Genomic DNA, 19,144 nt, shown 5'->3' with positions numbered 1-19,144 from the left:
GTTGCGTTTGTAGCAAAGGATCCCTCATGCAAAACAGTGTTGACTACCCTCTTCTCAATCGACAGCTTGAAGCGCTGCTCGATACACGTGATTGGCTCACCAACAGCGCGCAAACCTGTGCGTTTATTCACCAACAGCTTAGCGACTTAAACTGGGTAGGCTTTTACCTTCAACGCCAGCCTGATGTGTTAGGTCTAGGCCCTTTTCAGGGGCAGCCCGCCTGCCACCCGATTCCCTTTAGCAAAGGCGTATGCGGCGCGGCTGCTCGCCAACAAACTACCCAGCGAGTGGACGACGTACACGCGGTTGCCGACCATATTGCCTGCGACGCCAACTCTCGCTCTGAACTGGTGATTCCCATCGTAGTCGATGGCAACCTATGGGGCGTACTGGATTTGGATAGCCCGCTGGAGGCGCGCTTCACACAACAAGACCAAGCAGGCATTGAGGCCCTGGTAGCAACGTTTATGCGCCAAACTGACCTACCCGACCTAATTCAAAAGAGCTAGTTAAAAGCTATAGTCTACAAAATAAAAAACGCCATATAACACCCACACAAAAACGCCCCAAGCATCACTGCCTGGGGCGTTTCTGATAAAAGCTGGTAGGACCAGGCGGATTTGAACCGCCGACCTCCACGATGTCAACGTGGCGCTCTAACCAACTGAGCTATGGTCCTGAAAAGAGGTGTGGCATAAGGCTGGTAGAACCAGGCGGATTTGAACCGCCGACCTCCACGATGTCAACGTGGCGCTCTAACCAACTGAGCTATGGTTCTATTGCGCTATCTGTTCTATTGCACTTTCTGAGATGGGCTATTGGATAGCCGCGCGCCTTGCAACGGATGCATATCTTACGCTCTTATCACTGAATTGCAAGTTCTTTTCCATTGCGCGCCCTCTCCCGCCAGCCTTAAACCCATTACGAATAGAGGCTCAATTCGACACCTGTGACCTTCTAGCGCTAGGCTTAGCGCTTCAAGGTGCTGGGTGTTCTATAGGGAGATAAACCATGCTGGGTATTTTGCTAGGAAGCATAGCGATCGTACTGTTATTGGCGACGCTGATTGCAAGAATACATTTACACTGGTGGTGGATCCGCAGTTTTGAATTTCCACGCCTGCAGATCGCTTGCCTAGCTTTAATCACTTGGCTATTAGCCGCTATCTTCGTTGAGCCTGGCCCTTGGCTATGGGTAGCCCTGCTCGCCTCAGGCATCACTTTACTGTTTCAAGTCTACTATATTCTGCCCTGGACACCGCTGTGGCCGGTGCAGGTCAAGGCGGCGAAGAGTAACGATTCAGATAAAACGATCACGCTACTGATCGCTAACGTACTGACCCCTAACCGGCAGGCCCAAGCGCTGATCGATATGATTAAACAGCATCAGCCCGACATAGTACTGACCCTGGAGTCAGACCAGTGGTGGCAAGATCAGTTAGATCCGGCTCTCGCAGAGCAGTGGCCGCACAGCGTTAAAATCCCGCTCGACAACCTTTACGGCATGCACCTTTACTCGCACCTGGAGCTCTCTAACACCTCGGTGGAGTGGCTAATTCAGGACGACATCCCGTCTATTCACACCCGAGTGACGCTTGCTAACGGCGATAGCATTCGCTTTTACGCGTTACATCCCCGTCCACCGGCCCCCAGTGAGAGTGAAAAATCCCTTTGGCGGGATGCTGAACTGCTATTGGTCGGCAAGAAAATTCATGAAGATCCCCAAGCAACGTTGGTCGCCGGGGATCTGAACGATGTAGCGTGGTCGCGCACTACGCGACTTTTCTGCCGCGTTGGCGGCATGCTCGACCCACGCCGGGGACGTGGTTTATTCAGCACCTTCCACGCCAAATATCCCGTGTTGCGCTGGCCCCTTGACCACATTTTTGTGACCGAACACTTCACCTTAGTCGGCATGCAGCGCCTGAGTTACTTCGGCTCCGACCACTTCCCGATACTGGCCACCTTTTGCTACCGCCCTTCGCGTCAAGACGAGCATGAAACGCCCGAAGCCGATGCTGAGGAGCGCAGTGAGGCCAGCGAAACGATTCAGGAAGGTAAAACCGAAAAGCAGGAAACCTGAACGCGGTTGGCCTAAAGATAGCTGACCTTAAACGTGTTACTCAGGAATGCCTCCGTGCGTTAACGCGACCGGATCCAGCAGCCGCTCTAGCGTCTCCCGGTCAAGGTCAGTTTTCTCCTCCGCCACATCAATAATTGGCCTCCCCGCCTGGTAAGCCTCTTTGGCGACAGCGGCGGCGGCGTTATAGCCAATCACGCCATTTAGCGCCGTTACCAAAATGGGATTTCTGGCCAGCGGGCCTTCCAGGTTATCTTCACGAACCTTAAAGGTGGCAATCGCACGATCAGCCAGCAATCGAGCGGTATTACTCATCAAGCTTATAGACGTTAATAAGTTGGAAGCCACCAACGGCAACATCACGTTCAGTTGAAAGTTACCACTCTGCCCGGCCACGGTAATCGCGGTATCCAGGCCAATAACCTGTGCAGCGGCCTGGGCGGCTGACTCAGGAATAACAGGATTAACCTTCCCAGGCATAATTGAGCTACCGGGCTGTAACGCCTCGAGCTCAATCTCGCCCAGCCCCGCCAGCGGCCCCGAATTCATCCAGCGCAGGTCGTTGGCTATTTTCATAATCACGCAGGCTAAGCCTTTCAACTGCCCCGAGAGCTCTACCGCCGCATCCTGAGACGAGAGGCTGGCAAAGAAGCTGTCATTAGGGGTAAACATCAACCCGGTCTGTTCGCTCAGCTCTTGGGCGACCTGCTCAGCAAAACCGATAGGAGCGTTAATGCCGGTCCCCACGGCCGTGCCACCTTGAGCTAATCGGCACAGCCGTTTCATGGCACTATCAAAGCGCTCAATGGCCTGACCTAGTTGGCTAGACCAAGCACCCAGCTCTTGATCCATACGCAGCGGCATGGCGTCCATGAGGTGAGTACGACCGGTTTTTACCACATGGCTCAGCTCACTGGCCCGCTTGTCGATAGTGTCACGCAGGTGGACAAGGGCTGGGCGCAACGATTCGTGCACCGCGATGGCAGCCGACAGGTGAATGGCCGTGGGAATCACATCATTGCTGGACTGCCCCATATTGACGTGATCGTTCGGGGTTACCTCAACGCCTTCACGGCTTGCCAATGTAGCCAACACCTCGTTGACATTCATATTGGTGGAGGTACCTGAGCCAGTTTGAAACACATCGATAGGAAAGTGCTGGTCATGCTTGCCCGTTAACACTTCCCGCGCCGCTTTTTGAATCGCTTCCCCTCGCGCACTATCAAGCCCTCCTAGCGATTGATTAGCCCGGGCTGCCGCTAGCTTGATACGCGTGACAGCGTGAATAAAGGCCGGGGGCATGGGCGAATGAGAGACAGGGAAGTTATTGATTGCCCGCTGGGTTTGTGCCCCATAAAGAGCCTCAGAAGGCACTTCCAACTCGCCCATGCTATCGCGTTCCATCCGTGTTGCCATTGCTCTTTCTCCCATCAGTAAGATTAATGGTGATGCTTATCTGAGCGCATAGCCGACCTATCGTTCACTCGCTAAAGCCACATCCACTGCCTTCAAGCTAGCTGGTTAGACCATAGGGGTAAACAGGCTCTTGCCCCGTGCACTTTAAAATGCCAAAAACCAAATGTTGCACTGCACAAAAACAGTTGCTATGCTGCACTGCAAGATAGCTTATAAATAAAGCTACCCAATTAAATAAGCAGCGCCAACCTCTGGATAGCTGCTTTTGGTAAGACTAACCCCAGGAGGGTATGACGATGCGTACATTAAATACTAACGAAATGACTCAGCAGTTTGACAACATGTTCATGGCGCCAGTACGCGCTTACATGGCGCTGAGCATCGATTACAGCGAAAAAATGATTAACGCTCAGATGGACGCCAGCAAAGCTTATGCCGACACCGGCATTGCGCAAATGCGCCAAATGATGGAAGTAAAAGACGCAGAGGGCCTGCGTAGTTACATGGAAGGCCAGCAAAAGGTAGCTAAAGAGTTGGCTGAGCGTGTTAAAGGCGATACCGATAAAGTCGTATCTCTGCAGCAGGACTTTATCCAGAAAAGCCAGAAAATTACCGAAGACAACGTTAAGCAGGCGCAAACCGCTGCTAGCAAGTTGAACAAAACCGCTTAATCGCTTATTGAAACAGTAAGCTAGCAAGCATGTTTTATAAAACGCCCCTGTCGGCTCTTGCTGACAGGGGCGTTTTAGTCGTTGCCTTTAGCATTTCTGTACCAGCCGTTTCACCAACCGAGGGCGGATTTCACAAAGGGAATAGTAAGCTTGCGCTTGGCTGAGAGCGATGCTTTATCCAGAGTCTCCACCGCGCGACACAGCTCACCTAACTCGCGGGGGCCACGATGCAAGATATAGCGCCCAACATCATCGGGGAGCTGCATCCCTCTCACACTGGCGCGCAGCTTTAGCGCTGCCAAACGCTCTTCGTCATCCTCCAAAGGGTGAACATGAAACGTTACCCCCCAGGTCAGGCGCGAAGCCAAATCCGGTAGCACCACGTTTAATTGACGCGGTGAAGCACTGGCGGCAATCACTAATTTCTTGCCAGCATCTCTTAGCCGGTTAAAAGCATGGAACAGCGCTTCCTCCCAGCGCTTGCGACCAATCACACACTCCAGGTCATCAATGGCGACCAGATCCAGGCGCTCGATGTCTTCCAGCATTAATGGCGGAAAGTGGCCCAAGTCATCCAGGGGGAGATACAGTGCTCGTTTATCTGCATCGGACGCCGCATGACACGCCGCCTGTAAAAGATGGCTACGCCCTACCCCTGGCGCGCCCCACAGATAGAGGAACTGCTCCCCCTCCGGGGTAAGCTGCTGGGTAAGGTGTTCTACCAGCGGCGTATTTGCACGCGCCACATAATAATTATCAAAGGTCGCGTCATCACGCAGACCAATTCCCAAGGGAAGCTGTGCCGGTGCTCGGCTCATGGTGACTCCCGTCCATCATGATGGCCCAGCTCATCGTTATGTGAAGAGCTGACCTCAATGATTGGCGTATGTTTATCAGTATTTTGTTCGTCGTATAACTCGCTATGCTGATAGCGAACTTTTACTTCTTTTAGCAGCACTAGAATCACCGCGGCAACAGGTAGAGCCAACAACACCCCTGTTAGGCCAAACAGATTCCCCCCCGCCAGCACGGCGAAGATAACCGCGACCGGATGCAGGCCAATCTTATCGCCCAACAATTTAGGCTGGAGAATCACACTCTCGGCCATTTGGCCAATACTAAACACCAGGATAACGCCTAACACCGCCCACCAGGTGGCGTACTGGAACAGCGCCACAACAAGGGCAATCACCAAGCCGACAATAAAACCCAGGAACGGGACAATGCTCACCAGTCCGGACACAAAGCCGATCAATAGGCCAAAGTTGAGCCCCATCAACGTTAAGCCCACCGCATAAATAATCCCTAAACAGAGCATTACCAGCAGCTGGCCGCGTAGAAACGATGACAACACTTCATCACAGCGACGCGCCAACCGGAAGGTATCATCCGCCCACTGGCGTGGCACGAGATTGGCAATATTGGTCAGCAGGCGGTTCCAGTCCAAAAGCAAATAGAAGGTCACCACAGGAATAAGTGCCACATAGGTGATCCAAGAGGCAAACGCCATACCGGAGCGGCCAATTTGGCCTAGCGCCTGGGCTAGGTAGCCACCAGCATCGCGCCAGTTTTCGACCAGCGTCTCGCGCGCGTTGGTTAACTCCGCGGTCAAGTCATAACCTGTCCACTCTTGTACCTGAGGAGCAAGCGTATTTTCTACCCAATTGAAGATACCCGGAATAGCTTCGCCCAGCTGTTTAAGCTGCTGAACAAGCAGCGGGATCAATATCAACAGGCTCGCCACGAGGACGACCAACAGTACTAAAAACACACTACTCACCGCGAACGGCCGATTCATGCCCCAGCGCTGGAAACGGTTAGCCAGCGGGTCAGCTAAGTAAGCGAGAATCATCCCAGCAATAAAAGGCATCAGCGCCGCGTCTAACAAATAAATTAAACCGCCTATTACCACCAAAAATAGGACGCCCCACCAAGAATTCCGCATAGTTCCCTCTCAAACGTGGATTTAATCCGCTAAATATCACTTATCGTTACTATGGCACTGATCACGACACACTTTACTTATCACTACTAACTTTCACTCGCCACTACTATGCCGCAAATGAACGAAAGTCGCGCGTCTGCTTTTCATCCTGCGCGACAGCGGTGCGGCCAGCGTCGCTGAGTGTTACAATCCGCCAAAGTTAAGCCCAGCACTGGCCAATTCGCCAGCACTACCAGCACCGCTATTTGCTTCACAGGATCTGTCATGACCGAGACCTCTTCTTCTTCGGCTACTCCTTCCCTCAGCTATAAGGATGCAGGCGTCGATATCGATGCCGGTAACGCCCTTGTTGACCGCATTAAACACGTTGCCAAACGCACGACTCGCCCCGAAGTCATGGGCGGGCTTGGCGGCTTTGGCGCGCTATGCGAGATCCCCGCGGGCTATCGGCAGCCCGTGCTCGTCTCAGGTACCGATGGCGTCGGCACCAAGCTGCGCCTGGCAATGGATCTTGGCAAGCACGACACCATTGGTATTGATTTGGTCGCCATGTGTGTCAACGACCTTATCGTGGCTGGCGCCGAACCGCTGCTATTTCTTGACTACTATGCCACGGGTAAGCTCGATGTGGATATTGCTGCTGACGTTGTCACCGGCATTGGCGCTGGTTGCGAATTGGCTGGCTGCGCCCTGGTAGGCGGCGAAACCGCCGAAATGCCGGGCATGTACGAAGGCAGCGACTACGATTTAGCGGGCTTTTGCGTGGGCGTGGTTGAAAAAGCAAATATTTTAGATGGCAGCAAAGTGGCCGAAGGCGATGTCATATTGGGACTTGCCTCATCCGGGCCACACTCCAACGGCTACTCATTGATTCGTAAAATCCTTGAGGTTAGCGACGCTTCGCTAGAGACCGACATCGACGGTAAAACCCTTGGCGATGCGCTGATGGCCCCCACCCGTATCTATGTCAAATCACTGCTCTCCTTGATGCGCGGTAGCGAGATTGCCGTGCATGCGTTATCACACATCACCGGTGGCGGTTTGCTTGAAAACATTCCTCGCGTACTGCCGGACAACCTCGCTGCGCATATTGATATTGCCAGTTGGCAGCGACCAGCCGTGTTTGATTGGCTACAGGCCAATGGAAACGTGAATGAAACTGAAATGCACCGCGTGCTCAATTGCGGTATTGGGATGGTCGTTGTGGTGCCGCAGCATCAAGCAAAACAGGCAATGGCTCACCTGGAAGCCGAAGGCGAATCCGTTTATCGTCTAGGGCAGATCGTTGAACGCCAAGGGGACGCCGTTATTTTGGAGAACCTCTCGGCATGACCAATACGGACTACCAGAGCGATACCATTAAAGACGTAACACCAGAGCCTCTCGGTGCACGCCGCATTGTCGTGCTTATCTCTGGCAGCGGTAGCAATCTTCAGGCGCTGATTGATGCTCAGTCCCACGACCGCTTAGGCGGCGGTGAGATTGTCGCAGTGATTTCCAATATTGCTGACGCCTATGGTTTGAAACGCGCACACGAAGCGGGCATTGAAGCGGTTGCCCTCCCCCACAGGGAGTATGATAGTCGCGAAGCCTACGACGGCGCCTTGATCAAAGTCATTGAGCGTCACGAGCCGGATCTGATTGTACTGGCGGGCTTTATGCGCATTTTGACGCCTCGCTTTGTGCAGCGCTTCCTGGGCCGTATGCTGAATATCCATCCTTCATTGCTGCCAGACTACCAAGGGCTCAACACTCACGCCCGCGCCCTGGCAGACGGTGTTGCCAGCCACGGCTGTAGCGTTCACTTCGTCACCGAAGAGCTAGACGGTGGCCCAGTGGTACTGCAAGCGGAGCTGCTGGTCAACGCGGACGACACGGCTGAAACACTGCAAGAGAAGGTTCGCTCCCGAGAACACCTAATCTACCCGATTGCAGTGCAGTGGTTTTTGGAAGGCAGGCTGCAGTTCAGTGCCGAAGGCGCCAAAATGGACGGTCATCTGCTACCGGAACACGGTATGCGGCTTTCCCACGCTGATGCTGCAGAAGAGCTTGATGAGGAGCTCGACGAAGAGTCGCAGGATTAGCATGAAAACGTCATCATAAGCATTGAAAAGCGCCTTACGTTTTTGCCGTAAGGCGCTTTTTTGTAGCAATGTACTTCGTATAACTAGGTACGCGGCAAGGTTACCCCACGCTGCCCCATATACTTTCCGCCCCGGTCTTTATACGAGGTTTCGCATACTTCGTCGGACTCTAAGAACAACATCTGGGCGACGCCCTCATGAGCGTAGATTTTTGCCGGCAGGTTGGTGGTGTTAGAGAATTCCAGCGTAACGTGGCCCTCCCACTCGGGCTCCAGCGGCGTCACGTTGACAATAATGCCGCAGCGCGCGTAGGTGGATTTCCCCAGGCAAATAGTCAGCACGTTACGGGGAATACGGAAATACTCCACCGTGCGCGCCAGCGCAAAAGAGTTCGGCGGAATAATACAGACATCGCCTTTAATATCGACGAAGCTGTTCGCGTCAAACGCTTTGGGATCAACAATCGCTGAGTGAATATTGGTGAAGACTTTGAATTCGTCTGAGCAGCGCACATCGTAACCGTAGCTTGAGGTGCCGTAGGAAATCACGCGCTGTTCGTTCACGTAGCGCACTTGCTCGGCTTCAAACGGCTCAATCATCGCGTCGCTTTTGGCCATGCGACGAATCCAATTATCAGATTTGATACTCATTTATGTCGTTATCACTCACTAAAGGAAATAGTTGGGCCGTCGCCTTGATTCGCGCTAACCGCTTCAGCGACTTTTTGGGCAATAGTCGCAAAGGTTTGACTCACCGCCCCGTCAGGTTCGGATACCACACTCGGGCGTCCCGAATCTGTCAGCTCTCGGATGGAGAGCGTCAGCGGCAGGCGTCCAAGTACTTGGGTATCGTACTCCTGGGCGATATTATCGCCACCACCTGTGCCGAAAATAGCCGCTTCATGGCCGCACTTTTCGCAGTGGTAGAGGCTCATATTTTCCACCACGCCAAGCACCGGCACGTTGACCTTGCGGAACATTTCGATCCCTTTACGGGCATCTAACAGCGCAATATCCTGTGGGGTGGTCACAATCACCGCCCCTGCCACCGGCACTTTCTGGGCCAGGGTCAGTTGGATATCGCCAGTACCTGGGGGCATGTCGATCAATAGAAAATCGAGATTATCCCATTGGGTTTGCGTCAGCATCTGCTGAAACGCGCCCACTACCATCGGCCCGCGCCACACCATTGGCTCACGGGTATTGACCATAAATGCCATCGACATGGCCTGAATGCCATGGGCCTGGAGCGGAAGGAATTTGTCATTACTTGCCGCCTGGGGGCGCGTACCCTCTTTAACACCGAGCATTTGTGCCTGGCTGGGTCCATAGATATCCGCATCCAGGACACCCACGCGATAGCCCTGTGCTGCCAGCGCTAATGCCAAATTCACGGTGACGGTGGATTTTCCCACGCCTCCCTTGCCCGATGCCACTGCAATAATATGTTTAACCCCATCCATTCAATGGCACTCCTCGTTTTAAGCTCTTAATAACTGAATTAACGTTGAGTGAATGATACGCCTCACAGCCAAAATCATAAACCAACAACAAGTGGGCGGATGCCGGTTCCCCGACATCCGCCCTTACTTTTCTAACGCGAAAGGTGCGTTACAGCATTACTATCCCGCCACTTATTAGCCAGCGTTTTGCTGCGACTCTTCACTGCCACCATCACTGTCATTGGCACTCTCACTTGAAGAGTTCCCATCTGACGAGCCCCCATTCGACGAGCTATCAGAAGAGCTGCTCGGGGAAGATGATGCAGCCTCACCCGCTGACTCTTCTGCATCGGCCAAACGGCTGTCTAACGTCGACAGCTCATCGCGCCATTCACTTAACTGGCTCTCTAAACGCTCTAGCTGGCTTTCACGCTTTTCGATATCACTCTCAACGCTGGCCACTTCTTCACGCCCAATATCCAGGGCAACCATGACGTCATCCAGCTCACTGCGCACCTGACTCAAGCTCTGCTCTTCTTCTTCGCGCAGCGCCGTTAGCGAATCAACATCACTTTGCAGCTCATCGCGTTCGCTGGTGAGTGAGTCACGCTCATTTTTTAGCTCACCAAGCTCGCTCTGGACACTCGAAATTTCCTCTTCTAAGCCACTTAGCTGTTCATTTGACTGGCTAATCTGATCTTCCAGCGAGGACAACTCATCTTCGGTATTGCCCAGCTCTTCAATCGCTTGCTGACGCTGCTGCTCCGCTTCCTGACGGGCAGCCTCAGCCTCCTGGCGGGCTTCTTCAGCACTAGAACGCGCTTCTTCTACTTGCTGGAGGGCACTTTCCGCCTCATCCCGAGTGCTGGTGATTTGATCACGCTCTTCGCGCAACGCAGTCATCTCGCTTTCAGCGCTCTCTACCTGCTCATTAAGAGAGGCAATTTCTTCTTCCAGCGCATCGCGCTCGGACTCAAGCTCTTCTAAACGCGACTGCACATCGCTGACATTGCCTTGGGCACTCTCAAGCGACGAGCTGGCCTCTTGCTGTTGAGCCTCAAGGGACGCCATCTCCTCTTGCAGCGCGGCTAAATTGGTTTCAGCTTCCTCAATTTCGCTAATGCGCTGGCTCATTTGGCTATTTTCCTGCTCAGCGCTGGCGAGCTGCTCTTCTAAGCTATTGACACGATCCTGGCGAGAACCTGCATTAGACTGCGCCATAATGGCCCAGATAACGGCAATGGCGGCGATACCAGCAATCGCTTTTACCCGGTTATCTTGAAAGAGGGTTTTCATGTCCGACTTTTTAGCCGGTTCTGGCTTGTTGGCAGGCGACTGGTGATCCGAGTGGTTTGCTTCCGACATTATGCGTTCCTCTATGGTCTTAGCTAACGTTTGTCCAAGCTAACAACAATCAGTTGCGCGATGATCAAGTACATAGGTAATGCGCTAACCGTGAATGCTCTCCCCCTTCAGCATACACAGCTCACTGTATCTAGCCAGTCTGTTTGCAAAATCGTGTACAAATGTTGCTAATGCGTTACAAGACAAGCAGGAACGATTATTATTTTAGCCAGAAGGAGGATGCTTTCCCTCATGAAAACCAGAGGCCTCTCCGCTCAGCGCATCAAACCAATCCAGTGTGGTATGCAGTGACACTACGCTGCCCACTATTAGCAGCGTAGGCGGTTTAATGTGGCCCGCCAAGAAAGTATCTGGTAATCCAGATAACGTACCCACGTGGGTACGCTGTCGGCGGGTCGTGCCCTGTTCAATCAGCGCCAGCGGTGTGTCTGGCGCTAAACCATGCTTAACCAGCGCCTGGCTGATCACCTTTACGGTGCCCAGCCCCATATAAAACACCAAGGTTTGCCCAGGCCGCGCTAACGCATCCCAATCAAGCTCACACTCCCCCTGCTGTAAATGCCCGGTGATGAAACGCACCGACTGGGCATGGTCGCGATGGGTCAAAGGAATGCCCGCATACGCCGCGCAGCCTGATGCCGCCGTCACCCCTGGGATGACTTCCACGCTCACTTGTGCTGCCACCAGCGCCTCAAGCTCCTCTCCGCCCCGGCCAAAAATAAACGGATCACCACCTTTAAGGCGCACGACACGCTTACCCTGCTGAGCCCACTTTACAAGCGCTTGATTAATCCCCTCTTGAGGGACGCTGTGCAGAGAGCGTGCTTTACCCACATAAAATCGCTGCGCCTGTGGCGGTATAAAGGCGACTATTTCACCGCTAACCAAGCGGTCGTACAGCACCACTTCAGCGGACTGCAGTCGCTTATACGCTTTTAGCGTCAATAACTCCGGGTCGCCAGGGCCCGCGCCCACTAGACTTACCAGGCCGTATGGCTGAGCCGTTTGCTCTCGTCCTGCTTCCAAGAATCCACCCCAGGAATAAAAAAATTTTTTAATATGCAAAAAAGTAATTAATTTTACCACTAAATGCCAATAACACCTTGTCTATTGCTTATAATGCAATCGAATATATATAAATAGAACATATATATTCTAAAAAAATATAGATAATAGCCATTTTGTCTGCAATGGCTTACATCCTGATTACGTATTTAGGGCTAATCTTCACGATCGAATTTAAATTGGCATATGTTTGGAGATTCACGCATGCCCGTGAATGATATAGACGCACCAGAGCGAGTCAGTGCAGACCACCTCGTACCCCACATACCCGGCGTTATCTTTCAGTTTCATCGCGCGCGCAATGGCCATATGCGGTTCCCCTACTTGGAGGGCGGCGGCGTGGCTCTCAAACATATTGACCGGGAACTGCTCGCCGAAAATGCAGGGCAGCTAGTTGAGCAACTGACCGGCAACGACCACCCCAAGATAATGTCCGCTATCGAACGCTCAGCCCGCTGGATGTTGCCTCTAACCACACGCTTTAGGCTACCGTTTCCACAAGACAAACCACACTGGATTGCGGTTAGCGCCAAACCAAAGCCCGTCGTCGATGGCGTGCAGTGGAACGGCATAATGATGGATATTAGCGATCAAGTCAGCGAAGAGCAGCGGCTGCGCAAACTATGCGATACAGACCCCCTGACTCAACTCCCCAATCGGCGCAAGCTCATGATGCACTTAACCCATGTTGCATCGCTTAGCGCCCGCCACGGCACACCGCTCTCCATCATGATGATCGATATTGATCACTTTAAGCGGCTTAATGATCGTTGGGGACATCTGCACGGGGATGATGTGCTTAAACAGTTGGCAACCTACGCCCAGTCGCTGCTGCGTTGCGAAGACATGGTGGCTCGGTTGGGAGGAGAAGAGTTTATGGTCGTGCTGCCGCTTACTCCGCTGCAGCAATGCCATGCACTTGCCGACCGCTTACGCCAGGCTATCAGTGTACGCGACTTCGGTATGGGGCCAGGCCAAGTGACGCTGAGTATTGGGGTTGCCGAATATCGCTGTGGCGAACCCCTCACGAGTCTGATCGAGCGGGCCGACCAGGCGCTGTATAGCGCCAAAGACGTTGGTCGTGACTGCGTTTGCCATCTACGCTGATAAGGCATACTCAATTGCAGGAGCCAAACAATGACAAGGCTAGCCGACGCCATTTGTGAACCGTGCAGCAAAGATGCTCAACCTTTAAGTAAAGATGAAGCCCAAGAGCGGCTAAAAAGCCTCAGCCAGTGGCAGATTGTCGAGCACGATGGCATCATGAAGCTGTCGCGAAGTTTTAAATTCCGTGACTTTGCCAGCGCATTGGCATTTACCCAAGGCGTTGGCGATATTGCAGAGCAGGCTGGCCATCACCCCGTTATCGTGACCGAGTGGGGCAAAGCCACCGTCACGTGGTGGTCTCACGCTATTAAAGGCCTGCATCTTAATGACTTCATTCTTGCCGCCAGAACCGACGAGGTAGCCGAATAAATGTTTGAGCATATTGAGCGAGTCCCAGGAGATGCCATTCTCGGGCTGATCGAAGCTTTCAAGAAAGATACCAATCCGCAAAAGGTGGATTTAGGTGTTGGTGTTTACCGCGATACCCAAGGCAATACGCCGGTAATGCGCGCCGTTAAGGAAGCAGAAGCTCGCCTGCTCAAGAATGAAACGACGAAAACCTATATCGGTTCTCACGGCGCGCCCAGCTATGGTGAAGTAGTACTTCCCATGGTTTTCGGTGCTGAGTCACCGGTACTCAAAGCCAACCGTGCCAGCGCTACCCAGTCGCCTGGCGGCACCGGCGCCCTGCGCCTGGCAGCCGACTTCATTTCCACTCAGTTGCCGGGCAAAGGTATCTGGGTAAGCGACCCAACATGGCCCAACCACCACGGTATTTTTACCGCCGCGGGTATTGAGCTGCACAAGTACCCCTACGTTGACCCCGACAACCGTCTCGACTTCGACGGTATGCGTGCAGCGCTAAAAAGCATTCCAGAAGGCGATGTAGTCGTACTCCACGCCTGCTGCCATAACCCGACCGGGTTTGACCTTTCCCACGACCAGTGGCAGGAAGTATTAGAGATCGTCCGTGAGCGCAAGCTGCTGCCGCTGATCGACTTTGCCTATCAGGGCTTTGGCGAAGGGCTGGACGAGGATGCTTACGGCGTTCGCTTACTGGCGGAAAACCTCGACGAAGCGATCATCACCAGCTCCTGCTCCAAGAACTTCGGTATTTATTGTGAGCGTACCGGCTGCTTGATCATGGTGGCAAAAGACAGCGAGCAGATGGGCAACATTCGCTCACAGGTCGCGATCGTGGCACGGGAAAACTACTCAAACCCGCCTGCACACGGCGGCGCTATCGTCAGTGAGATCCTCCACGATCCAGAGCTGACTGCGCTATGGCGTGAAGAGCTCACCGAAATGCGTGACCGTATCAATACTCTGCGTCGCGATTTCGTTGAAGCACTGAAACCCTATGGCCTGGACGAGAAGTACGCCTGCGTAGCTGAACAGCGCGGTATGTTCTCCTACACAGGCTTAACGCCGGAACAGGTAGATCGGTTGCGCGATGAGTTTGGCATCTACATGGTACGCTCGGGTCGCGCTAACGTAGCGGGCTTCTCCCATGAGAACCTGCCCTACCTGGCCAAAGCGATTGCCGCTGTCAACGACTAGCTAGCAAGCATTGCCGCACTACAAACGCCCAGGCCTACCTGGGCGTTTTTGTGTGCTGAACACTTGACCGATTAGTCAACACTTCGGCACACTCAGCGTTGCCTTGTATACAACACACCATAATCAAGAGGCCTAACATGGCGGCTGCCAGCACCCACTACCCCTGGTACAAAAAAGAAGACACCGACGCGTTCTTCGCCCTGTTCCAAAACAATATTGCCAACTTTGTCATTATTGCCATCACCATGCTGGGCATGGGATTCCCCTCTTCCATTGTCTATGGGCAGGTGCTGCCAGGCGCGGCAGTAGCGGTAATGGTCGGTAATTTCTACTATGCCTGGAGCGCGGCAAGACTGGCCCGCAAGGAGAACCGTGCCGATGTAACGGCGCTCTCTTACGGTATCTCAACGCCGGTTATGTTTGTGTTTCTATTCGGCGTACTGCTACCCGCCAAACAGCTCACCGGTGATGCAGAAATGGCCTGGAAAGTAGCCGTCGCCGCCTGCTTTATCAGCGGCGCCATCGAAGCCGCAATCAGCATAATTGGCCGCTGGGTGCAGTACCACCTACCGCGCGCTGCCATGCTGGGCGCCGTTGCGGGTGTCGCACTGACGTTTATCGCCGGTGAAATGCTGTTCAAAACGCTGGAAATGCCGATTATTGGTCTACTGGTGCTAGCGATCATTATTGTTGGGCTGGTCGCACGAGTGAGTATGCCGTTTAAACTCCCCACCTCACTATTCGCCATTATCGTCGGCACCACCATGGCCTATTTGATTGGCGACGCCGGCACCGAGCGCTTTAGCGATGCGTTCACGCACTTGGGCTTTTATCCATTACTTCCCAACCTAGCCTGGTTTGAAGGGCTGGGATTACTGCTGACCAGTATGCTGGCGGTACTCACCGTGGTGCTGCCGATTACGCTCTATAACGCCATTGAGACGATGAACAACGTCGAGGCGATGGAGGCCGCAGGCGATAAGTACGATGTGCGGGAGTGTCAGGCGGTTGATGGCGCAGGCACCATGATTGGCGCGCTGTTTGGCGGCGTCTTTCCTACCACGGTCTATATTGCCACCGTAGGGGCCAAGTGGATGGGCGCAGGCCGGGGCTACAGCCTTCTCAACGGCGCGGTATATGCGCTGGCTACCATGTTCGGCTTAATCGCTGCCCTAGCCGCAATCATTCCCGTTTCAGTGGTCGCACCGATTTTGGTCTTTGTCGGTATGTCGATGATTGCCACCGCGTTTCAGTCCAACGACACACGCTACTATCCTGCCGTAGCGTTGGCCATGCTACCCTACTTCGCCAACTACGTGATGACGCGCTTTAACCGCGGGGCTGGTGAGGTCGTCACCGATATATCCAGTGCCATTGTGGTGATGGGCCAAGGGGCTATGTTTATGGCCATTCTGTTGGGCGCTATGACGGTATCGGTGATTGATCACCAGTTCCGACGCGCGGCCGCCTTCGCTGCCATTGCCGCGGGCTTTTCCTTCGTTGGGCTGATGCACGCCCCCGAACTGTCATTCAATGCTGCCCCAGAGTTCGTGATGGGCTACTTAGGGATGGCGCTGCTGTTTATCTACTTCTCCTTTCAGGAAGCTGGGCGCCTGCGTTAATTAACGAATCCCGCCTGCCGATGCGGGCGGGAAAGAATGCGCCGCATGACTTGCCACGCCATCAAGCCTGCCAGCAGGTTGCCTACGGCGGCGCCCGCCGCCAGCCCCCACCAACCGAAGAGCTGTGAACCTAACCACAGGCAGGGTAAATAGCAGATAAACAGCCGTGCGCTGGATAGCAGCATCGCTCGCAGCGGCCAACCTAGAGCATTGCCCGCCGAAACCACTAACATACAAACGCCCAGCGCTGCGTAGCTTGGCAGCAGAAAGCGAATCAGCAGGGTCAGCTCGTTTTGTACCTCTGGATTGCCTGCTAAGGCCATGGCTAGCCAGGGAGCCCCCAGAGCCAGTAGCACGCCCAGACTAAGCTGCCAAACCAGCGCGACCTTTACCGCCAAACGCATAAGCTGCTGAATTTGCCCCCAATCTCCGGCACCATAGCAGCGTCCTAACCACGGCGGTAGCGACATGGTCATAGCCAGAATGGCCATCAGGGAAAGCGTTTCCAAACGGCTCGCCAACCCCCAGGCTGCTACTTCACTTTCACCCAGACCCGCCACCACTGAGATTGCCAGCATCGCAGCCAAGGGCGGCATCAGTTGGCTGACCATCGCGGGGGCGGCAATGCCAGTAAACGGCCGCCACGACTGTCTCGCCTCTAGCCACAGGCCTTGTTGCGATGCCCACTGGCGTTTGAGCAGTTTACGCGTAGTGACCAACAGCCCCACTGAGAAGGCAATTGCAGTTGCCCAGGCAGCACCGGGCAATCCCCAGCCCTCCCAATCGCCGACACCAAAAATCAGCAGTGGATCGAGCACCAGGTTCACAACACTACTGAGAACCATCATTTTACCTGGTAAACGGGTATCGCCATGGGCACGGAAAATGCTGTAGCTGAAATAGAGCAGTGCTCCCAGCCAGGCGGACAACAGTTGCGGCCCCCAGTAAATATGGATAAAGGAAAGCGTCGTTTCATCGGCGCCAAGGAGCTGAAAAACGGGCACATGGAACACCCACAAGGCAAACGCCAACAGACCAATCACCCCGCCACCTGCCATTAAGACCAGGCTGCTCAAGCGCCTCGCTCGCTCCCCTTCCCCTGCGCCGAGTGCCCGGGAAATAAGTGCCGCAATGGCGATACCCATGCCCACTTGAATGCCGATCATCAGAAATGACAGCGGAAAGGTGAACGACTGAGCCGCTAGCTGTGCGGTACCCAAACGGGCAATGAAGGCGCTATCAACAAGTTGAAAACCCAATAGCGCCAACACCCCGATGGCCATTGGCCAGGTTTGCCGCCATAGGGTTATCGCCAACTCGCGTTGCTGCATCACAATTGCCAAGCCAACTCTCCTTTTATTCGCCTTAAACGCAAAAACGCCACCACCCCTAGCGGGATGATGGCGCTTAACTAAAAGTACTCTTTACTGACGAATACCTTCAAACGTGACGTATAGCTCAAGCTCATGCATGGATTCTGGGAAATCGCTCATGTCGATTCCGTAATCACTCAACGTCAGCGTAGTGCTGCCTTCGAACCCAGCACGGTAATTACCCCAAGGGTCGTCACCTTCCCCCATCAGCGTAACCGGCATTTCAATCTCTTGGGTTTCGCCATGCAGGGTCAGATCACCGGTCAAGACGCCTTCATTTTCACCCGTTGATTCAAAGCCTGTGGAGCTAAATGTGGCGGTAGGGAACTCACCGGCATTAAGGAAATCTTCGCTCAAGATATGGCGATCACGCTCGGCGTGATTGCTGGTCAGGCTATCAACCTGCACTTCGATTTCAGCAGAAGACGCGTCGAGATTTTCAGGATCATAGGCAAACTGACCATCGAACTCTTCAAAGCTGCCGAGAATGTAGGAGAAGCCCAGATGTGAAATTTTAAACTGGACAAAAGCGTGCTGGCCTTCGGTATCAATCTGATAATCAGCTGCCTGCGCTTGGCTCAAAGGTACCAGCGCTACAGCGGCGATCACGGATGCAAATGCTGTCTTCTTGAACATATTGAATTGCTCCTTGCTTTACTTAATAGGCACCGCGGGCAGTCAATTATCTTACCCGCAGTGTTTAGAAAAATGTGTATACAGACAACGTCATTAACTTGGTGCGTTTTAATTGCCAGCTTGGCTATGCGCTGGGTTTAACATGCGTACCAAGGTTTTATGCCGACCTAACCAATGGTGCTTAACAGCAGCAAGGGCGTGGCCCGCTGCCAGGATCATCAACGCCAGGGCGCTGTACCAGTGCACGGTGCCCGCCTGGCTTGCCTGATTGGGCAAGTCATATAGCAACGCCGGCACCTCAAACCAACCAAACACACTAATACCACGTCCATCAGCAGTAGAAATTAAATAACCGCTCACCATAACGACTATTAGAAGCACATAGAGCGCAATATGACCGAGATGGGCAGCAATAGTTTCTAATCGACTCCCCTCGGCGTGGGGCGTCGGCTGTACGAAGCGCCATACCAAACGCGCAAAGGTAGCAAACAATAGCAAGATGCCAATCGAGCGGTGTACCCACGGCCCCTGATTATACCAAGGGTCATAATAGCCCAGGTCAGTCATCCACCAGCCCAGTGCAAACAGGCCAATAATGGCCAGCGCGCTTAGCCAATGAAACAGAATACTAATCAATCCCCAACCGTTGCGACTGTTACGCCACATTGTGCTATTCCTCATTTTATCTATGGCTGCTTCAACTTAGCCAACGCGCTTATCAGATCTTGGATTACGTTATTCGTCCACGCCCAGAACCTTACCGCTAGAAGCTACTAAAAA

General features: G+C 53.6%; 19 protein-coding genes and 2 tRNA genes. 9 read left to right on the top strand and 12 right to left on the bottom strand.

Annotated elements, in window-relative coordinates; genetic code table 11:
* Window positions 1-26 precede the first annotated feature (26 nt).
* Window positions 27-509, top strand: a complete 483-nt coding sequence (locus AC4EYZ_RS23480) for a GAF domain-containing protein (protein WP_027957467.1) — start codon at window positions 27-29, stop codon at window positions 507-509.
* A gap of 93 nt (window positions 510-602) precedes the next feature.
* Here the strand turns inward: AC4EYZ_RS23480 and AC4EYZ_RS23475 are convergent.
* Both AC4EYZ_RS23475 and AC4EYZ_RS23470 read right to left on the bottom strand, forming a co-directional pair.
* Window positions 603-679 (bottom strand) — tRNA-Val (locus AC4EYZ_RS23475).
* Window positions 680-701: 22 nt separating this feature from the next.
* Window positions 702-778 (bottom strand) — tRNA-Val (locus AC4EYZ_RS23470).
* A 233-nt stretch (window positions 779-1,011) separates the two neighbouring features.
* On the opposite strand from AC4EYZ_RS23470, the gene AC4EYZ_RS23465 reads away from it, so the two are divergent.
* On the top strand, window positions 1,012-2,082 hold the full coding sequence (locus tag AC4EYZ_RS23465) for an endonuclease/exonuclease/phosphatase family protein (protein ID WP_009286938.1): 1,071 nt from the start codon (window positions 1,012-1,014) through the stop codon (window positions 2,080-2,082).
* Between the two features lie 36 nt (window positions 2,083-2,118).
* Here AC4EYZ_RS23465 and AC4EYZ_RS23460 read toward each other — a convergent pair whose 3' ends face one another.
* Window positions 2,119-3,495: a class II fumarate hydratase gene (locus tag AC4EYZ_RS23460; protein ID WP_027957468.1), complete on the bottom strand. Its 1,377-nt coding sequence runs from the start codon at window positions 3,493-3,495 to the stop codon at window positions 2,119-2,121.
* Window positions 3,496-3,791: 296 nt separating this feature from the next.
* Here AC4EYZ_RS23460 and AC4EYZ_RS23455 point away from each other — a divergent pair, with 296 nt between their 5' ends.
* The gene (locus tag AC4EYZ_RS23455; protein ID WP_039859040.1) at window positions 3,792-4,166 is read left to right on the top strand and encodes a phasin family protein; all 375 of its coding nucleotides are present in this window, start codon (window positions 3,792-3,794) and stop codon (window positions 4,164-4,166) included.
* Window positions 4,167-4,276: 110 nt separating this feature from the next.
* On the opposite strand, the gene hda is transcribed toward AC4EYZ_RS23455, so the two are convergent.
* Both hda and AC4EYZ_RS23445 read right to left on the bottom strand, forming a co-directional pair.
* Window positions 4,277-4,984: a DnaA regulatory inactivator Hda gene (gene hda / locus AC4EYZ_RS23450; RefSeq protein ID WP_009286940.1), complete on the bottom strand. Its 708-nt coding sequence runs from the start codon at window positions 4,982-4,984 to the stop codon at window positions 4,277-4,279.
* Complete coding sequence (locus AC4EYZ_RS23445; RefSeq protein ID WP_009286941.1) at window positions 4,981-6,111, bottom strand: AI-2E family transporter; 1,131 nt, start codon at window positions 6,109-6,111, stop codon at window positions 4,981-4,983. Before AC4EYZ_RS23445 ends, hda begins: the two co-directional genes overlap by 4 nt.
* Before the next feature lie 264 nt (window positions 6,112-6,375).
* On the opposite strand from AC4EYZ_RS23445, the gene purM reads away from it, so the two are divergent.
* Window positions 6,376-7,443, top strand: coding sequence for a phosphoribosylformylglycinamidine cyclo-ligase (gene purM / locus AC4EYZ_RS23440; RefSeq protein ID WP_022523235.1), 1,068 nt, complete (start codon window positions 6,376-6,378; stop codon window positions 7,441-7,443).
* Window positions 7,440-8,195: a phosphoribosylglycinamide formyltransferase gene (purN, locus tag AC4EYZ_RS23435; protein ID WP_009286943.1), complete on the top strand. Its 756-nt coding sequence runs from the start codon at window positions 7,440-7,442 to the stop codon at window positions 8,193-8,195. Before purM ends, purN begins: the two co-directional genes overlap by 4 nt.
* An 83-nt stretch (window positions 8,196-8,278) precedes the next feature.
* On the opposite strand, the gene dcd is transcribed toward purN, so the two are convergent.
* From dcd to cobA, 4 genes are all read right to left on the bottom strand, one after another.
* Entirely contained in the window at window positions 8,279-8,845 is a 567-nt protein-coding gene (gene dcd / locus AC4EYZ_RS23430) for a dCTP deaminase (protein WP_009286944.1), read from the bottom strand.
* Window positions 8,846-8,856: 11 nt separating this feature from the next.
* Window positions 8,857-9,657, bottom strand: coding sequence for an iron-sulfur cluster carrier protein ApbC (gene apbC, locus AC4EYZ_RS23425; protein ID WP_009286945.1), 801 nt, complete (start codon window positions 9,655-9,657; stop codon window positions 8,857-8,859).
* A gap of 174 nt (window positions 9,658-9,831) precedes the next feature.
* On the bottom strand, window positions 9,832-11,001 hold the full coding sequence (locus AC4EYZ_RS23420; RefSeq protein WP_027957472.1) for a coiled-coil domain-containing protein: 1,170 nt from the start codon (window positions 10,999-11,001) through the stop codon (window positions 9,832-9,834).
* 204 nt (window positions 11,002-11,205) lie between these two features.
* Window positions 11,206-12,027 carry a uroporphyrinogen-III C-methyltransferase gene (gene cobA / locus AC4EYZ_RS23415; protein WP_051430467.1) on the bottom strand — a complete coding sequence of 274 codons (822 nt, stop codon included), beginning with the start codon at window positions 12,025-12,027 and terminating at the stop codon, window positions 11,206-11,208.
* A 243-nt stretch (window positions 12,028-12,270) separates the two neighbouring features.
* On the opposite strand from cobA, the gene AC4EYZ_RS23410 reads away from it, so the two are divergent.
* From AC4EYZ_RS23410 to AC4EYZ_RS23395, 4 genes are all read left to right on the top strand, one after another.
* Window positions 12,271-13,173 carry a GGDEF domain-containing protein gene (locus AC4EYZ_RS23410; protein ID WP_022523231.1) on the top strand — a complete coding sequence of 301 codons (903 nt, stop codon included), beginning with the start codon at window positions 12,271-12,273 and terminating at the stop codon, window positions 13,171-13,173.
* Between the two features lie 30 nt (window positions 13,174-13,203).
* A complete protein-coding gene (locus AC4EYZ_RS23405) occupies window positions 13,204-13,542 on the top strand; it encodes a 4a-hydroxytetrahydrobiopterin dehydratase (RefSeq protein ID WP_022523230.1) in 339 nt (112 codons plus the stop codon).
* Entirely contained in the window at window positions 13,543-14,733 is a 1,191-nt protein-coding gene (locus AC4EYZ_RS23400) for an amino acid aminotransferase (protein WP_155705907.1), read from the top strand. It abuts the gene before it with no gap.
* Window positions 14,734-14,870: 137 nt separating this feature from the next.
* The gene (locus AC4EYZ_RS23395) at window positions 14,871-16,355 is read left to right on the top strand and encodes a uracil permease (protein WP_027957474.1); all 1,485 of its coding nucleotides are present in this window, start codon (window positions 14,871-14,873) and stop codon (window positions 16,353-16,355) included.
* Here the strand turns inward: AC4EYZ_RS23395 and AC4EYZ_RS23390 are convergent.
* The 3 genes from AC4EYZ_RS23390 to AC4EYZ_RS23380 all read right to left on the bottom strand — a co-directional run bounded on the left by AC4EYZ_RS23390 (window position 16,352) and on the right by AC4EYZ_RS23380 (window position 19,030).
* Window positions 16,352-17,686, bottom strand: a complete 1,335-nt coding sequence (locus AC4EYZ_RS23390; RefSeq protein WP_490204298.1) for an MATE family efflux transporter — start codon at window positions 17,684-17,686, stop codon at window positions 16,352-16,354. The genes AC4EYZ_RS23395 and AC4EYZ_RS23390 overlap by 4 nt on opposite strands.
* A 93-nt stretch (window positions 17,687-17,779) precedes the next feature.
* Entirely contained in the window at window positions 17,780-18,364 is a 585-nt protein-coding gene (locus AC4EYZ_RS23385) for a YceI family protein (RefSeq protein ID WP_474192581.1), read from the bottom strand.
* A gap of 108 nt (window positions 18,365-18,472) precedes the next feature.
* The gene (locus AC4EYZ_RS23380; protein ID WP_400671613.1) at window positions 18,473-19,030 is read right to left on the bottom strand and encodes a cytochrome b; all 558 of its coding nucleotides are present in this window, start codon (window positions 19,028-19,030) and stop codon (window positions 18,473-18,475) included.
* Between the last annotated feature and the right edge of the window lie 114 nt (window positions 19,031-19,144).

It is taken from the genome of Vreelandella sp. 162(4c) (assembly GCF_058152265.1).
Note: the sequence above shows the minus strand (reverse complement) of the source record. Positions and strands in the feature narration are given on the sequence as shown.

Excerpts from the sequence above, each read along its gene's own strand:
- apbC (WP_009286945.1), bottom strand. The coding sequence starts at position 9,657 with ATGGATGGGGTTAAACATATTATTGCAGTGGCATCGGGCAAGGGAGGC.
- purM (WP_022523235.1), top strand. The coding sequence starts at position 6,376 with ATGACCGAGACCTCTTCTTCTTCGGCTACTCCTTCCCTCAGCTATAAG.
- hda (WP_009286940.1), bottom strand. The coding sequence starts at position 4,984 with ATGAGCCGAGCACCGGCACAGCTTCCCTTGGGAATTGGTCTGCGTGAT.
- AC4EYZ_RS23380 (WP_400671613.1), bottom strand. The coding sequence starts at position 19,030 with ATGTGGCGTAACAGTCGCAACGGTTGGGGATTGATTAGTATTCTGTTT.
- AC4EYZ_RS23410 (WP_022523231.1), top strand. The coding sequence starts at position 12,271 with ATGCCCGTGAATGATATAGACGCACCAGAGCGAGTCAGTGCAGACCAC.
- AC4EYZ_RS23390 (WP_490204298.1), bottom strand. The coding sequence starts at position 17,686 with ATGCAGCAACGCGAGTTGGCGATAACCCTATGGCGGCAAACCTGGCCA.
- AC4EYZ_RS23445 (WP_009286941.1), bottom strand. The coding sequence starts at position 6,111 with ATGCGGAATTCTTGGTGGGGCGTCCTATTTTTGGTGGTAATAGGCGGT.
- AC4EYZ_RS23395 (WP_027957474.1), top strand. The coding sequence starts at position 14,871 with ATGGCGGCTGCCAGCACCCACTACCCCTGGTACAAAAAAGAAGACACC.
- AC4EYZ_RS23465 (WP_009286938.1), top strand. The coding sequence starts at position 1,012 with ATGCTGGGTATTTTGCTAGGAAGCATAGCGATCGTACTGTTATTGGCG.
- purN (WP_009286943.1), top strand. The coding sequence starts at position 7,440 with ATGACCAATACGGACTACCAGAGCGATACCATTAAAGACGTAACACCA.
- AC4EYZ_RS23405 (WP_022523230.1), top strand. The coding sequence starts at position 13,204 with ATGACAAGGCTAGCCGACGCCATTTGTGAACCGTGCAGCAAAGATGCT.
- AC4EYZ_RS23420 (WP_027957472.1), bottom strand. The coding sequence starts at position 11,001 with ATGTCGGAAGCAAACCACTCGGATCACCAGTCGCCTGCCAACAAGCCA.
- AC4EYZ_RS23385 (WP_474192581.1), bottom strand. The coding sequence starts at position 18,364 with ATGTTCAAGAAGACAGCATTTGCATCCGTGATCGCCGCTGTAGCGCTG.
- AC4EYZ_RS23400 (WP_155705907.1), top strand. The coding sequence starts at position 13,543 with ATGTTTGAGCATATTGAGCGAGTCCCAGGAGATGCCATTCTCGGGCTG.
- dcd (WP_009286944.1), bottom strand. The coding sequence starts at position 8,845 with ATGAGTATCAAATCTGATAATTGGATTCGTCGCATGGCCAAAAGCGAC.
- AC4EYZ_RS23460 (WP_027957468.1), bottom strand. The coding sequence starts at position 3,495 with ATGGCAACACGGATGGAACGCGATAGCATGGGCGAGTTGGAAGTGCCT.
- AC4EYZ_RS23455 (WP_039859040.1), top strand. The coding sequence starts at position 3,792 with ATGCGTACATTAAATACTAACGAAATGACTCAGCAGTTTGACAACATG.
- AC4EYZ_RS23480 (WP_027957467.1), top strand. The coding sequence starts at position 27 with ATGCAAAACAGTGTTGACTACCCTCTTCTCAATCGACAGCTTGAAGCG.